The 14,010-nt window shown below is 65.8% G+C and carries 8 protein-coding genes; 2 read left to right on the top strand and 6 right to left on the bottom strand.

The genetic code is table 11. From position 1 onward, the window contains the following. Positions 1-79 precede the first annotated feature (79 nt). The 6 genes from MARPU_RS00955 to MARPU_RS00980 form a co-directional block, all read right to left on the bottom strand. On the bottom strand, positions 80-874 hold the full coding sequence (locus MARPU_RS00955; protein ID WP_005221872.1) for a SapC family protein: 795 nt from the start codon (positions 872-874) through the stop codon (positions 80-82). Between the two features lie 189 nt (positions 875-1,063). Next, positions 1,064-2,266, bottom strand: a complete 1,203-nt coding sequence (locus MARPU_RS00960) for a trypsin-like serine protease (protein WP_005221862.1) — start codon at positions 2,264-2,266, stop codon at positions 1,064-1,066. Positions 2,267-2,418: 152 nt separating this feature from the next. Continuing rightward, positions 2,419-4,914, bottom strand: coding sequence for a beta strand repeat-containing protein (locus MARPU_RS16455; protein ID WP_156929205.1), 2,496 nt, complete (start codon positions 4,912-4,914; stop codon positions 2,419-2,421). 358 nt (positions 4,915-5,272) lie between these two features. After that, positions 5,273-6,034 carry a conserved phage C-terminal domain-containing protein gene (locus tag MARPU_RS00970; RefSeq protein WP_005221859.1) on the bottom strand — a complete coding sequence of 254 codons (762 nt, stop codon included), beginning with the start codon at positions 6,032-6,034 and terminating at the stop codon, positions 5,273-5,275. A gap of 437 nt (positions 6,035-6,471) precedes the next feature. Continuing rightward, the gene (locus tag MARPU_RS00975; protein WP_005221857.1) at positions 6,472-7,620 is read right to left on the bottom strand and encodes a transposase; all 1,149 of its coding nucleotides are present in this window, start codon (positions 7,618-7,620) and stop codon (positions 6,472-6,474) included. Between the two features lie 181 nt (positions 7,621-7,801). Next, positions 7,802-11,248, bottom strand: a complete 3,447-nt coding sequence (locus MARPU_RS00980; protein WP_005221856.1) for a beta strand repeat-containing protein — start codon at positions 11,246-11,248, stop codon at positions 7,802-7,804. A 475-nt stretch (positions 11,249-11,723) separates the two neighbouring features. On the opposite strand from MARPU_RS00980, the gene MARPU_RS00985 reads away from it, so the two are divergent. Together MARPU_RS00985 and MARPU_RS00990 are read left to right on the top strand one after the other, a co-directional pair. Beyond that, on the top strand, positions 11,724-12,560 hold the full coding sequence (locus tag MARPU_RS00985; protein ID WP_005221854.1) for an ABC transporter permease: 837 nt from the start codon (positions 11,724-11,726) through the stop codon (positions 12,558-12,560). Then, complete coding sequence (locus MARPU_RS00990; RefSeq protein ID WP_005221847.1) at positions 12,550-13,896, top strand: ABC transporter ATP-binding protein; 1,347 nt, start codon at positions 12,550-12,552, stop codon at positions 13,894-13,896. The genes MARPU_RS00985 and MARPU_RS00990 overlap by 11 nt, the downstream gene beginning before the upstream one ends. Positions 13,897-14,010 lie beyond the last annotated feature (114 nt).

The following is a 14,010-nucleotide window of genomic DNA, read 5'->3' on the forward strand; positions in this document are numbered from 1 at the left end:
GTGTCCGCGCCACCGCGGCGGGGATCTGCCGGGCGGCGCGCGATCTTCTTGTCGGGTCAAGCGGTTGGCGGTGTCGGGCTCAGCGTGTCAGCGCGTCCCAGTCGAACTCGAAGCTCTCCTCCTCGGGCTGGTCGAGCATCGCCCGCGCCTGCTTGGCCGCGGCCTCGTCGTGTTGGGCGTGGGCCTTGGCGAGCAGGCCGAGCCGTTGCAGGTGCTGCATCGAGAGCAGCTGGCAGTAGGCCATCGACAGCGCGCCACTGGCGCGCAGCCCGGCGAGGGTCTCGGCGTCGAGCTGATTGAGCGCGGCCTCGTCGATACGCAACAGCCCCTCGATCTCGCGCTCACCCTCGTCGCCCTGGACCTTGATCGGCCAGGGCGCGATCACCCCGGCCTCGGCCAGCGCGGCGCAGGCACGTGCGGTGACCTGGCGGTTGGTCTCGACCTGCTGGAGGAACTCGAGCACCTTGGTGATCGCCGCCGAGGGCTTGCCCTCATCGTCGAACAGCGCCTCGTCCTCGGGGTCGTCGGTGAGCAGGCCGCTGTCCTCGTCGATGCACAGCACCAGCTGGTCGCCCTCGGTGCGCACCAGGCGGAAGGGATAGCCGCGCAGCGCCGCCGGGATGTAGCCGCCGCCGACCCAGCGGCCCTCCTGGGTCACGCACAGGTTGCGGCCGGGGGCGAGCCCCAGCACCGCGCTCAGCGCGAAGCCCTCGCCCTGACGGACGAAGGCCAGCGGCAGGCTCATGGTCGCCTTGGGCAGCTCGGCGGCCACCACATCAACCAGCGCCGCGCCCCGGGCGAAGGCATAGGAGTCATAGCGTTTCCAGCGCCGAGCGGCGTGGCGCTCGCGTGACAAGGCAGCGATCTTGGGCATGGATTCGACCTCGGATGAAGATGGGGGCAGGGTGGCGCGTGGCCGAGGGCGCGGCTGGAGCGGGGATCGGACGCGCCGATCCCGGGCGTCGCCGACCGGCGCGTCGGTCCTGGCGCACGGGCGTTCGAGTCAGGCGATCATGATAACGCGGATGGCGCGATCGCTGCAGGTCGGCGCGGCGGCGCGGCCTCAGCCCCACCAGTCGTCGTCAACGATGATGCGCGTGGCGCTCAGCTGGGTGACGCCGGCGCCGAAGTCGGCGCCGACCGGATTGAAGACATCGAGATAGAAGGTCTCGGCCTCTTCCGGGATGGTGTCGCCGATCACCTCGACGGCGATCACCGCCTGATCCTCGCCGGGATAGAGCACCAGGGTCTCGCTCACCGGCAGATAGTCCTGGCCGGCGACCGCGGTGCCGTCACGGGTGGCGTAGTCGACGCTCAGCCAGGCCTCGGGGCCGCTGCGGGTGCCGTTGAACTCCAGCAGGAAGTAGGCGTGACTGGTGCCGCTGTCGCCCTCCTGGACCATCGGCGAGACCTCGGTCGCGTTGCTCGGCGCGTCGGTGTAATTGGCGCGCAGGCTCAGGTCGATCCATTGCTGATAGTGGCTCACCCGCTGCCAGGAGGCGATCTCGCCGAAGCTGCTGTTGACCTGGTTGTCGACATCGGGCTGGGTGAGCCAGGTGTTGATGCTGGCGGTATAGCTGGCGATCCCGGCGACGCGCCCGTCGACGAAGGCCGGTCCGCCGCTGTCACCGGGCGAGATCAGCCCCTCGTTCACGCCGATGCCGAGATGGTCGAGATCGAGCAGTTGGCCAAGCGCGTCGCGCCGTGCTGTGCCGTCGTCGAAGTCGGCGATCAGCTGGGTGCCGGTGGCCGGGTCCCAGGTGAGGATGCGACCGAAGCGCGCGTCCAGGGTCTCGATCCCGGCATCGAAGGTGTTGAACGCCATCAGTCGCAACGACTCGCCGGAATAGGAATCGATGGTCCCGTTCGCGCCGGTGCCGGGGGTGCCGTAGCCGACCAGGGTCAACACCTGCCCGATCTCGTCGGGGCTGCGATAGAGCCCGTAGCGCTCGGCGGTGACCGGGGCCGACTGGTCGAGCCAGACCAGCGCCAGATCGTGGTTGCCGTTGACCGGGTCGTAGTCGGGGTGGAGCGTCACCCGGCTCGCCGTCAGCGTCTCGCTGCCGGCGGTGGTCTCGAAGGTGACGCTGGCCGAGGTCACGCCGGGATCGAACAGGTGCGCGGCGGTGAGCACCGCCTGCCCGTCGGATAACAGTACGCCGGTGCCGTAATAGCCGCCGGCGCTGACCTTGACCACGCCGTCGTAGCCGAGGCCGGGGACGGCTCGATGAGTGGAATCGTTCGCGCGAGTGACGGTGCTGACCATGGCGGGGCTTCGCTACGGGGATGAATGGACGATATGACCACGCGCGCTTGCGCCTGGTTCATCTCGGCAGTGTAGCTCGGTCGCCGTCTTCGGTGGCCGGATCGTGCGCGACGCCCCGCAGCTCGGGGCGCCGTCGCGGGCGCGGGCTGTCGTCAGATGACGTGGAAGTTGTAGGCGGTCAGGTTGGCGACGTCGGCCTGGGTGATGTCGACCACGCCCAGCAGGGTGACCTCGGCGCCGCTGCCGTCGTTGGCGCCATCGCTGTCGAAGTACAGCTCCGTCTGGGTGGTGTTGGTGTTGTAGGCGACCACCACGGCGCCACCGGTGACCCCGCTCTGGTTGGCCAGCATGGTCTCGATGTCGCTGGCCGCGGTGATCGCGTTGGTGGCGACGATGACATTGCCCGTCACCTGATCGGCGTTGCTGATGTCGCCCTTGTCGAAGGTCTCGCTGGCCGTGCCGCTGAGGTCGAGATTGGCGTTGTCTTTGAAGGCCAGCACATCGCCGCCGTCACCGACATCGAACCCGGTGATGGAGTTGCCGCCGGTGCCATCAGCGGTGTGGTCGAACAGTACGGAGAAGGTGCCGGTGCCGAAGGCTATGGTGTCGGTGCCGGTCGAGGCGTCAACGACCACGCTCGCGTCCGTCGTGGTGACGTTGGTCAGCGTGATGGTGTCGTCGCCCGAGGTCGTGCCCAGCTGCAGATAGTCGGTGGTGGTGTTGGTGCCGGTCAGCGAGAAGCTCCGGCCGCTGATGTCGGCCGCCTGCCCCTGCCCCTGAATCTGGTGTGTGGTGTCGATGGTGAGGGCGTTGATCTTGGCGAGACCCTGAGCGACCGCGGTCAGCTCCGCGGATGTCATCCCGCTGTCGCTGTCGCTGTCGCTGTCGCTGTCGCTGGCGGTGTTGACGTTGACCGTGGCAGCGTCGGCCGTCTTGGCGCCGAGCAGGTTGCTGATAGCGGTTTCGTCGAGCCCGGTGGTGGAGAGCGCCAGGGTGCCGGTGATGCCGTTGTTGGCGACATTGCCGATGTTGGTGGATACCGCCGCGAGGTCGGTGCCGTCCATGTTGGTGGCGGTGACCTGCGCGTCCGTGGCCTTGCCGAGCAGGTTGCCGATCGCGGCGGCGCTCTGGGTGTCGGTCAGGGTGAGGTTGGAGATGGCGTCGACCTTGACGATGCCGGTGTTGACGGCGCCGAGTTCGGCATCGGTCATGCTGGCGGCATCGACGTTGACCGTGGCGGCGGTCGCCGTCTGGGTGCCGAGCAGGTTGCCGATGTCGGTCTCGTCGAGCCCGGTGGTGGAGAGCGCCAGGGTGCCGGTGATGCCGTCGGTGACGACCTTGGCGATGTTGGTGGATACCGCCGCGAGGTCGGTGCCGTCCATGTTGGTGGCGGTGACCTGCGCGTCCGTGGCCTTGCCGAGCAGGTTGCCGATCTCGGTGGTGCTCTGGGTGTTGGTCAGGGTCAGGTTGCTGAGTCCGTCGGCCGCCAGCTTGGCTGCATTGCTCGACAGCGCAGTGAGCTGCGCCGCGGTGGCGCCGCTGGCGTCGACCTTGGTGGCGCCAGCGGCGAGTTTGGCCGCCAGGCCGGTCACGGCGAAGGTGGCCGCGCTCATCGTCAGCGGCCCCGGGATGCCGGCGTCGTCGAGGTCGGTGAGGTCGGGCTTGGTGCTGGCCTCGTGACCATCGCGGGTGAAGGTCAGTGCGCCTGCGTTCTCGGTGACGGTGATGTCACCGGTCGCCGATCCCGCGAAGGTCAGAGTGATGTTGGGCGAGGTGCCGCTCTCGGTGACGCTGAACGTCGGGGTCGATGGCGTGCCGCCACCGCTGCCCGACTCGTCTGGCGTTTCCGACGAGCCGGGTTGTTCGAAGGTGTCGGGCAGCTCGATGTCGTCCGGGACCTCGACGCCCTGGGGGATCTGTAGTCTGACGCCCTCGGTGGGGATGAAGTCGACCGGGATCGAGGCGTCGGCGGCAGGTGTCCAGCCCTCGGGCGGGGTGAACGCGGGCAGGAAGGGCGCGACCTCGTTGACCCGTGCGAGCGCGGCGGCGGCATTGCCGGAGGCCACCGCAGCCTGGAAGTCGGGATCGTTGGCGAAGTCCGCGAGATTCAGACCATTGCCGAGATCACGCCCTTCCGCGAAGCCGTAGGTGAACAGGTGCTCGGCGATACCGATCTGTCCGGCCTCGGCCTGCGCCAGCACATCGGGGTTGGCCTGGGCATAGGCCTGCAGATCGATGCCGGGGGCGGGGGCGCGAAGCTCGCCGTTGCCCTGGCCGTAGTCGAAGAAGTGCGCGAAGGGAGTCAGCGTGCCCGCCGTCACGGCGCTGTCGACATCCGGGTTCTGCTCCAGATAGAAGGCTGGATCGAACAGCGGCGAGGGTTGGCGCTGCTCCTGCGCGCCGTAGGTGACGAAATGGTCGTAAGCGGTGGTGCTGCCATTGGCGACCGCCTCGGCAACATCCGGGTTCTGCTGCAAATAGAAATCGAGATCGACGAAGGCGTTGGGGTTGCGTCCCTCGAAACGTCCGTATTGCTCGAAATGCTCCTCAGCGGTGAAGGTGCCGGCCTGTACGCTCGCCGCGACATCCGGGTTGTTGCGCAAGTAAAAGTCTTCGTCGAAAAACCTAACCATCTGCGATCTCTCCATCGTGCGCACCGGGGTTCGGGACAATCCTCCCCGCCGTGATGGCCGGGGAGGAGATCGAGCCGTCCGGGCTCGAGGGCCGATACGCCGTTGTCGACCAGTTCCTGTCGATGGGGTCGGTCACAAGGGCGCAAGTGCCCGAACCACTCCAACACGTCCGATGACGGATGTCGATCGATGGGGAGTGACTGTGGACGATTTATTGTCGTCCTGAGGTGTTGTTCGCTGTTTCGTGCGCGTGTTGGACACGCATGGGCGAGTGCGCGGCGCGATCTCGCCGGGGAAGGGGCGATGTCGTTTCAGTATCCGCGGTAACTGGGTGTCCTTTTCAGGAGCGCTTCCCGGTAAGTGGGTGTCCTTTTCAGGAGCGACTCGGCCCGAGGATATGGCGCATCGCATCGAGATGGCGCCGTACCTTGCCCGGTGCGGTCGGCGGGCGCGTGGTGCGGTCGGGGTTGCGCGGGGGTTCGGGTGACGGTGGGGGAGGGGGCGAGGCCGGTCGTCCGCGCTGGTGCAGCTCGGAGAGATAGCCCTCGAGCCGGGATGGGGTGAACAGCGTCGATGGGCGCAGATAACGCGCCTGCTCGGTGCGGCCCCACTGGGCGGTCTTCAGGTCGACCACGGCGCACAGCGTCTCCGGGGCGTGTCGTCGCAGTGCGCGGCGCAGGATGCGGTAGGTCGCGGTGCCCGGTGCGTCGGGGAAGCAGGCGTTGGCCGCGCGGTTGAGGTGGGCGACGACCCGCGCGATGGCGGCGTCATCGACGGGACGCGGCTCGGCCTGCTGTCTGGGCGCAGGGTCGGGCGCGCGTTGCGCCGCGGGCCGGGGTGGGTTGCGCCGCAGGATCGCCCGATAACGATTCGCCCGTCTGGCATCGCCGCGCTCGACCTGCAGCAGCTGTAGCTCGACCATGCGGCGAATGGCGCGCTTGACCGAGCTGTAGGAGGTGTTCGACACCCGCGCGAGCGTACGCAGCGACGGCCAGGCGACGCCGGAGTGCGAATTGATGTGCAGCGACAGACTGGTGGCGATGCGGCTGGCGGTATGGCTCAGCCTCGGCTCGGACAGCACGCGGCGCTGCCAGGCCAGGATCTCCACCGGCGAGGTGGCGAACTGAATGGACATTCGGCAATCTCCAGTATACGGAAACGGAGACCACCGACTGGATTGAGAGGGATCGCGAACGGGCAGTACGGCACACGCCAGCCCCTGGGGGACTTTGCTAGAATACCGCCGGCCACTGGTGCGCTCGACTCTGTGTCAGTCGGGGCTTTACGCGGTCAGGTGCTCCAACACCCCCGCGACGGTGGCCATCCTACCCTCGCCCAGTCCGGCTTGTCGAGCCTCCCCATCTCCGCGCCAACCCTTGGCGTCTCTCGCGTTCGCCGTATCTCCGCCCGCTCATCGTCCCGCCCCGAGGGGGCCACGGGGGAGCGATCATTCGTGCTTTCGGATTCGTCCGTTCAGGGGTCAGCCAGGCCCCAGGGGTTGGGGCGCGTTGGACCCAGGGTGGGTTCAGGCTGGGCCCACGAAACGACCCCGGCAGATGGGCGATCGATATCTCAGGCCGTGGCGGCGGCAGCCGTGAAGAACTGCTTGGCGCGTCGCACGCCTCGCAGATAGCGACACTCCCGCTGTGCGGCGAGCGCCGTCATTCGCTCCGGCGCACCGATCGCCGCACCGAACCCCTTGAGCAGGAATCCCGCGTGCTCGACGAAGCGCTCGGGGGCGATGCCGAGCCGGGTGAGGATGTCGGGTAACTCCGCCGGGATCGCGCCACGCTTGCGTGGATGCAGGGCACGCCCGAGCGAGTCGACCAGGATCAGGTAATTGTCGAAGGTGAAGGGGATGGTGGCGGGGCATTCGGCGGGGTTGCCGAATGGCATCAGTGGGGCAGGTGGTAGACGGCTGAGGGCGGCTTCCCAGAGTTCAGCGCTGCGTGCGTCTGCCCTGGGCTCCGTGTCCTCGGTCTCTGGCGGCGTCGATGCTGTCGCTGGGGTGGGCGGTGGATGCGATGAGCCTTGCCGGGGCTGTGGTGCCGCCTCTGCTTCCTCTCCGTCCCCTTGCAAGTCGGCGATCCGCGCCGCGATCCCGGTGTGCGCGCTCGCCTCCGGCGTCTCCGCAATCCCCGCCCGAATCGGGTTGAGATCGACATAGGCCATCACCGCCAGCAGCGCGGTCTCGTCGAGGATCGCCTGTGAACGAAAGCGTCCCTCCCAGAACCGCCCCCGCACCCCGTCCTCCCGATTCGCCGCCCGCGCGATCGACTCGTTCAACACCCGCATGAACCACGAGAGATCCACCAGCCGCGCGCGGTAGGTCGCGACCAGCTCCGCGACACCATCCAGCTCCGCCTCGGTCATCCCCGCCCGCGTCGCAGGCGACAGGAACCGCTCCACCACCACCGGCCCCCGGAACAGACATCGCCAGCGCCGTAACACCTCCTCATCCGACCACTGAGAAGCACGCTCCGCATCGAGCCGCACCACCAGATGCACGTGATTGCTCATCACCGCATAGGCCGCGACATCGATCGCGAACACCCCGGCGAGCTGCCGCAACCGCAACTCCACCCAGCCGCGCCGATGCTCGAAGCTCCGTCCGGTCAACCGATCGAAGCCACACAGATAGGCCCGGCGCACGCAGCGCGTGACGAGGTGGTACCAAGGCGTATCAGAGAGGGAGACGAGCGAGGCGCGGGGACGAGTCATGAGGTCTCTCCGCAAGGGGTGATGAAAGGAAGGTAGGAGAGGCGGGGAGGGAAGTCAAAGGTAAGTGGGTGTCTTTTTCTTCCCTTTTTCTTCCCTTGAGTAAAAAAAAACCCCCGACCAAGGCCGGGGGTTGGAAGTGTTTGCCTATCGTTGGATAGGCATTGAAGCTTTCACTAGCGTGTTATACGAAGTCAGCTGCATCAACGCCTGCGAGGGTGTTAACACCTTGCAGAGTGATGAAGGTATCCGTACCAGCAGTGTAAGAGCCGTCAGCATTGGTATCGACAAATACCCAAGTGTCGCCGCTGCCCAGAGCATCAACGGCAGCGTAGATGTCTTCGTTACCTGCACCGCCACCAGTGAAGGCGGCATCAACAGCTGCAACGACCGCGGCGTAGTTAGCGGCAGCGGACTGGTCGGCTTCGCTGTATGCACCTACGTTTGCCAGATCGATTTGATCATCAGCGGAGGTGAAGTCAGTGATAACATCGCCGTCGAGGTTGCCCGCGCCACTTTCGACGCTATCGCCAGCAGCAACTACAAAGCTGTCGTTGCCCGCGCTACCGGTCAGGGTGTCAGCACCACCGCCGCCGGTGATGATGTCGGCGCCCGCACCCGCCACGATCACGTCAGCACCGCCGTCACCGGTCACGTTCAGGCTGAACTGCGCACCGACGGTGCCGGCCTGTACGTTCAGGTTGGACGTGGCACCAGGAACAATCGCGTTGTCGTTGGCAGTGATGGTCAGCGTCTCCACCTGCTCGGCCGTCGCCGTGTGGCTGGCGTCAACCAGCGAATCCACGGTGGCGTTGTCCAGCGTCAGGTTTAGCGTTTGCACGGCTGCCTGATCGTTGGTGAAGTTAATGGTGCTGAAGTTCTGGGTGTTGGCCAGATCGCCCACGGTCACTTCGGACGTGTTGAAGATCTGCAGCACGTTGTTGTTGCCTTCGGTGCCAGCAGCAACGTCAGCCACGTACTGGGCATCCGCCGCCGCCTGGGTGGCGAAGGTGGCGTTAGCACCGCCAGACACGTTACGACCGTTGGCCACGTACTCGGACACCACGTTGACATCGCCACCGTCCAGAACGTTGTTACCGTTGGCGGTCACGTCGTTCAAGATAACGGTTTGCGCGTTGCGAGCACCCAAAGCGAAGGAGCCGTCGCCGTTGGCACCGGTGAAGGTCACCGAGCTGGAAGCTGCCAGCGCACGGGTGTCGACGGTCAGGGTGTTCTCAGCGTTGGTGGTCAGATCACCGTCGTTGTTGACGACGTTGATGGTGTCACCGCTGTCGGACTGAGTCACCAGCTGATCGGTCAGGCGCACGGTGTAGTTACCACCTGCCTGGCCGGCCACACGCACTTCATCCACACCGGACAGGTTGGTCCACTCGGACGCGCCCAGGGTGATGGGAGCAGCGCCGCCATCGAGGATGATGGTGTCGTAACCTTCGCCACCGGAAACGGTGTCCTGAATGGTCAGACCGGTGGTCGCGCTGGAGATACCGGCACGGTCGGCGAAGATCAGGGTGTCGTCACCGGAGCCCAACTGAGCGTTGGTGTTGGACACGCCCAGACGCGCCTCGAAGTTGCCGGCAAAGTCGGCGGCATCGATGTTGGAGGCGGTCAGCACCTGGTCGCCGGTAACGGAGTTGAACACGCGATCCACGGCCGTGTCGCGAGTCTCCGCAGCCGCAGCAGCGGCAGTCGTGGCATCGCCTGCAGCGCCGGTCAGCACGTGGCCGTAGCCGCCTGCTGTGGCACCGCCACCAGCAGTCGCATCCAGGTTGAGGAAGGTGCCTTCCGTGCCGCCGGTGACGCTGATGGTGCCAGTGTGACGCGCCGCTTGGGTCAGCTCGACCGTGTTGGACTCGGAGTCGTTGTCCGCCAGCGCAATGTTGCTCACGTTGTTGATGGAATTGGCGACAATGCCGTCGCTGTCAGCGTTCAGCTCGAAGTTGAAGCGCGGGTCGTCGTTAACGCCTTCTTCGATGGCCATGCCTACGGTATCAACGCCGGCTTCCACGTCTACGTTGACGACCGTGTCAGTCAGCGCGTTGTTGTTGCTGGAGCTGTGCTGAATGCTGATGTTGGCTGCGTCGCCTTCGGAGGCGTTGTTCAGGTTGAAGGTAGCGACACCGTCACCACTTGCATCATTCTGGCCGTTGTTGAAGAGGCGAGTGGCTTGGTCACCGTCGATACGCGCCAGATCCAGCGTCAGCGTGTCTGCCCCATCAGCCACAAGGCCGTCATCGGTACGCGTCATGGAGACGTTTTCAACACCCGTCACCAGCGCATCGCCGGTCAGAGCCGGGGTGAAGTTGTTGGTGGTGTCGGCCTGCAGCGCCAGCGTATCGTCGCCTTCACCGGCTTCGATGCTGTCGGTGGTACCGATGGTGTCGTTGGTAATGCGAACGGTGTCGTCACCGGCACCGGTCACGGTAGACAAGCCAATGTTGGTGCCCGAGGTACCGTCCTGGGTAGCGCTCAGCACGCCGTCCAGGTTGATGTCCAGGTTGCCTGTCAGCTCGCCAGCCGCAATGCTGCTCAGCGAGCCGGCTGCGTTACCCAGACCACCGATCACCAGGTTCTGATCGCCGGAGATGCTCAGCGTTTCTACATCTTCCAGGCTCAGGTTGTTCACGGCGTTGGCAGAGCCAGCGCTTTCCAGGTTGACGGTCTCGTAGCCAACGCCGGCGGTTGTAGCGCCTGCCGTGCCGGCATCAACGCGTAGGGTGTTGACCTGGGCATTGTTCAGCGTGAGGCTTGTTTCGTCTGCATCGCCGCTCAGCGCAGAGGCCAAGTGAACGAAGGTAACGTTGCCGGCCGGCGCGTTGGTGTTGTTGAGCGAGAAGCTCTCAACCGCGCTGGTGATGTTCTGGGTGGTGTAGTTGGTGTTGTTGATACGAGAGACGTTGAGCTCGTTAACACCGGTAGCGTCCTGGAGATCCAGGGTCTTGTTGGCCGTACCCACCACGTCAGTGTTGATGGTTTCGATGCCGTTCAGCACCGGAGCGATAACGGCATTGCCGGTATCGGCATCGTCAACAAAGGTCAGGTTCAGGGTCGGGTTGTCACCTTTGCCGGTCAGAACGTCGTCGTCGTTCAGCGAGTTGACCTGGTCGGTACCGCCCGGCGTGTAGGCACGCGGCGCATCGAAGACGTTGGCGGTCGCCTTGTCGACACCTTCAGTGAGCGTGAAAGTCTCCCCACTCGTCGGAGTCTCAGACCCACCCGAGTCACGCCCCTCGTCCGCACCATAGAGCACGAAGTGCTCGTAACCGCTGCTGAAGGTGCCGGCGTCGACGGCAGCCTGGACGTCGGGGTTGTCCGCGAGGTAGGTGGCCTCGTTGAAGGTGTCGGCGCCGGGCTGACGACCTTCGGTGGCACCGTACATCTCGAAGTGCTGCAGTGCGCTGGAGAAGGTGCCGGCCTGCACGGCGGCGAGCACGTCCGGGTTCTGGGTGTAGTAGCCGGTCGGCTCGAAGTAGGGGTTGGGCTGACGACCCTCGGCCTCGCCGTAAAGGGTGTAGTGCTGCTCGGCACTGGTGAAGACACCCTGCAGGATGGCCTGGAGGACGTCGGGGTTCTGCTGCAGATAGTAGTCTTGAACGAAGGTCTGGAGAGCCATGAGTTTTAGTCCTTTACGGTGGGATGTTAGGGTGGTGGGTGAGCCCGAAACTCGGCTAGGCTAACGCAGCCTGACGCTATCAGCAACTCACGCCATGGCGCAAGCGCTCGGCCGTCGAGTTGCTGTACCAGAGCGGTTCAGCGTGGGCGGTGGCGCCGACAGGCTTTCGTGCGCCCGATTCCGCTGTGCCGACCTGTACCAGGAACTCATTTTGGTGTCCCCAAAAAGCAACATTGGATACGAGCACTGCTAAATTCTACTCAAAGTTTTCCATAAAACAAGCCTGAAAGTGCGCGACTGACACTATATTGAAACGTGTCTCTTTTTAGCATCACCTCGGGCGACCGCTGGTGGTGCGCAAGATTGTCCCGTCCGCCCCGGATCGCTACACTGAGCCCCTTGACTTGCCCTGGCGTGTCCCGCGTGTCCCGCGCGGCCCGCCGTCACCTGCTCACCCGACCTCCCCAAGCTGCCGATGGACTCTCCGTATTCCAATATATCCACCACCGCGCCGTCGGCCCTGCCGGCGAGTTTGTGGCGCAACCGGGGGCTGGTCCTCCAGTTGGTCCGGCGCGACATCAGCAGTCGCTACCGCGGCTCGTGGCTGGGGCTGGCCTGGTCGGTGCTCAACCCGGTGCTGATGCTGCTGGTCTACAGCTTCGTGTTCTCGGTGGTGTTCAAGGCGCGCTGGGGTGGTCCGGTGGAGGACGGGCATGCGGCCTTCGGTCTGGTGCTGTTCGCCGGGCTGATCGTGCATGCGCTGTTCTCCGAGGTGGCCAATCGCGCGCCGCGGCTGATCCTGGACAATGTCAGTTATGTGAAGCGTGTCGTGTTTCCGCTGGAGGTGCTGCCCTGGGTGGCGCTGGGCTCGGCGCTCTTCCACATGGGCATCAGTCTGGTGGTGCTGCTGGCGGGGCAGTGGCTGCTGACGCAGTCGCTGCCCTGGACCGCGCTGCTGTTGCCGGTGGTGGTCGCGCCGCTGTTGCTGGTGACGCTCGGGTGCGGCTGGTTCCTGGCCGCGACCGGGGTCTATCTGCGCGACATCGGGCAGAGCATCGGTCTGCTGACCACGGTGATGCTGTTTCTGTCGCCGACCTTCTATCCGCTCTCGGCGCTGCCCGAGCTGGGGCAGACGCTGCTGTATCTCAACCCGCTCACGCTGGTGATCGAGGAGAGCCGGCGGGTGTTGCTGTTCGGTCAGTTGCCGCACTGGGGCGGTCTGCTGGTCTATTCGGCCATCAGCGTGATGGTGGCCTGGGGCGGTTTCTGGTGGTTCCAGCGGGCACGCCGAGGGTTTGCCGATGTCGTCTGAGCCGATGATGATCCGCGCCGAGGGGCTGGGTAAGTGCTATCGGGTGTACGAACGCCCGGAGGACCGGCTCAAGCAATCGGTTGTGGCGCGCTGGCGCGGGCTGCGGGGGCAGCCGCCGCCGCAGTATTATCGCGAGTTCTGGGCGCTGCGCGAGGTGTCGCTGGAGCTGCGCCGGGGGGAGACGCTCGGCATCATCGGGCGCAACGGCTCGGGCAAGTCGACACTGTTGCAGATGCTCTGCGGCACCCTGGCGCCGACCACCGGGCGGGTCGAGACCGGGGGGCGGATCGCCGCGCTGCTGGAGCTGGGCGCGGGGTTCAACCCGGAGTTCACCGGGCGCGAGAACGTGTATCTCAACGGCAGCGTGCTGGGGCTGACGCAGGCGGAGGTCGACGCGCGTTTCGAGCGCATCGCCGCTTTCGCCGATATCGGCACCTTCATCGACCAGCCGGTGAAGACCTATTCGAGCGGGATGTACGTTCGTCTGGCCTTCGCGGTGGCGGTGAACGTCGATGCCGACGTGCTGGTGGTCGACGAGGCCCTGGCCGTCGGCGACATGTATTTTCAGGCCAAGTGCATGGCGCACATCCAGCGGTTGATCGACGACGGGGTCAGCCTGCTGTTCGTCAGCCACGATGTGGGCGCGGTCAAGTCGGTGTGCCAGCGCGCGCTCTATCTCGACCGGGGGCAGCCGGTGGCGCTGGGCGAGACCGCCGGGGTGGTGGAGGCCTATTACAGCGCACGCGTACAGGCGGAGCGCGCCGCCAGACCGACGCCGGAGGCCGCCTCGCCCGAGCTGCCCGCGCAGGATCTGTTCGATCCCGCGGATCTCGAGGCGCAGGCCGAGTTCGCGCGGCGCGCGGACTTTCAGCGCATCCGCAACGGTCAGGCGGAGTTCCTCGATGTGCGGCTGACGGATCTCGACGGCCAGCCGCTGGAGTGCGTCGAGTTCGGCCAGACGGTGGTGCTGCGCATGCTGTTTCGCGCCAATCAGGCGATCGCGCTGGCCGGCATGGCCTACCATGTGCGCGATCGCACGGGGTATGACATCATCTACTCCGACACCGAGATCGAGTCGCGCCCCATCACCGATCTGCGCGCCGGCCAGGTGGTGCAGACGGACTGGCGCTTTACCGTGCGCTTGCGCGAGGGGGATTACTCGATCGCCGCGATGCTGTCGATCCCGGAGAATCTCGAGATCGCTCAGGTCGATGTGTGTGACTTCGTGCCCATCGCGCTGGCGTTCAAGGTGGTGCGGGGGGAGACCCTGCCGCTGCATGCCGCCTGTCACTGGCAGAACGAGGTGGCACACCGCACGCTCGAGGGCGAGGCGTAGGGGCGCTGTCCGGGGCTGTCGCCGCGACCGCGCGTCGGTCGCCGCGGCCCCGCTTGCCGACGGCCTCTGGTGCGCGCCCGCAGCGTCTGCGAGACATCGGGATCTCTCCGTTAA

The organism is Marichromatium purpuratum 984, assembly GCF_000224005.2.
GTDB classification, from domain to species: Bacteria; Pseudomonadota; Gammaproteobacteria; order Chromatiales; family Chromatiaceae; genus Marichromatium; species Marichromatium purpuratum.

Coding starts and splice junctions, on each gene's coding strand:
- MARPU_RS00955 (WP_005221872.1), bottom strand. CDS start 874: ATGCCCAAGATCGCTGCCTTGTCACGCGAGCGCCACGCCGCTCGGCGC.
- MARPU_RS00960 (WP_005221862.1), bottom strand. CDS start 2,266: ATGGTCAGCACCGTCACTCGCGCGAACGATTCCACTCATCGAGCCGTC.
- MARPU_RS16455 (WP_156929205.1), bottom strand. CDS start 4,914: ATGGAGAGATCGCAGATGGTTAGGTTTTTCGACGAAGACTTTTACTTG.
- MARPU_RS00970 (WP_005221859.1), bottom strand. CDS start 6,034: ATGTCCATTCAGTTCGCCACCTCGCCGGTGGAGATCCTGGCCTGGCAG.
- MARPU_RS00975 (WP_005221857.1), bottom strand. CDS start 7,620: ATGACTCGTCCCCGCGCCTCGCTCGTCTCCCTCTCTGATACGCCTTGG.
- MARPU_RS00980 (WP_005221856.1), bottom strand. CDS start 11,248: ATGGCTCTCCAGACCTTCGTTCAAGACTACTATCTGCAGCAGAACCCC.
- MARPU_RS00985 (WP_005221854.1), top strand. CDS start 11,724: ATGGACTCTCCGTATTCCAATATATCCACCACCGCGCCGTCGGCCCTG.
- MARPU_RS00990 (WP_005221847.1), top strand. CDS start 12,550: ATGTCGTCTGAGCCGATGATGATCCGCGCCGAGGGGCTGGGTAAGTGC.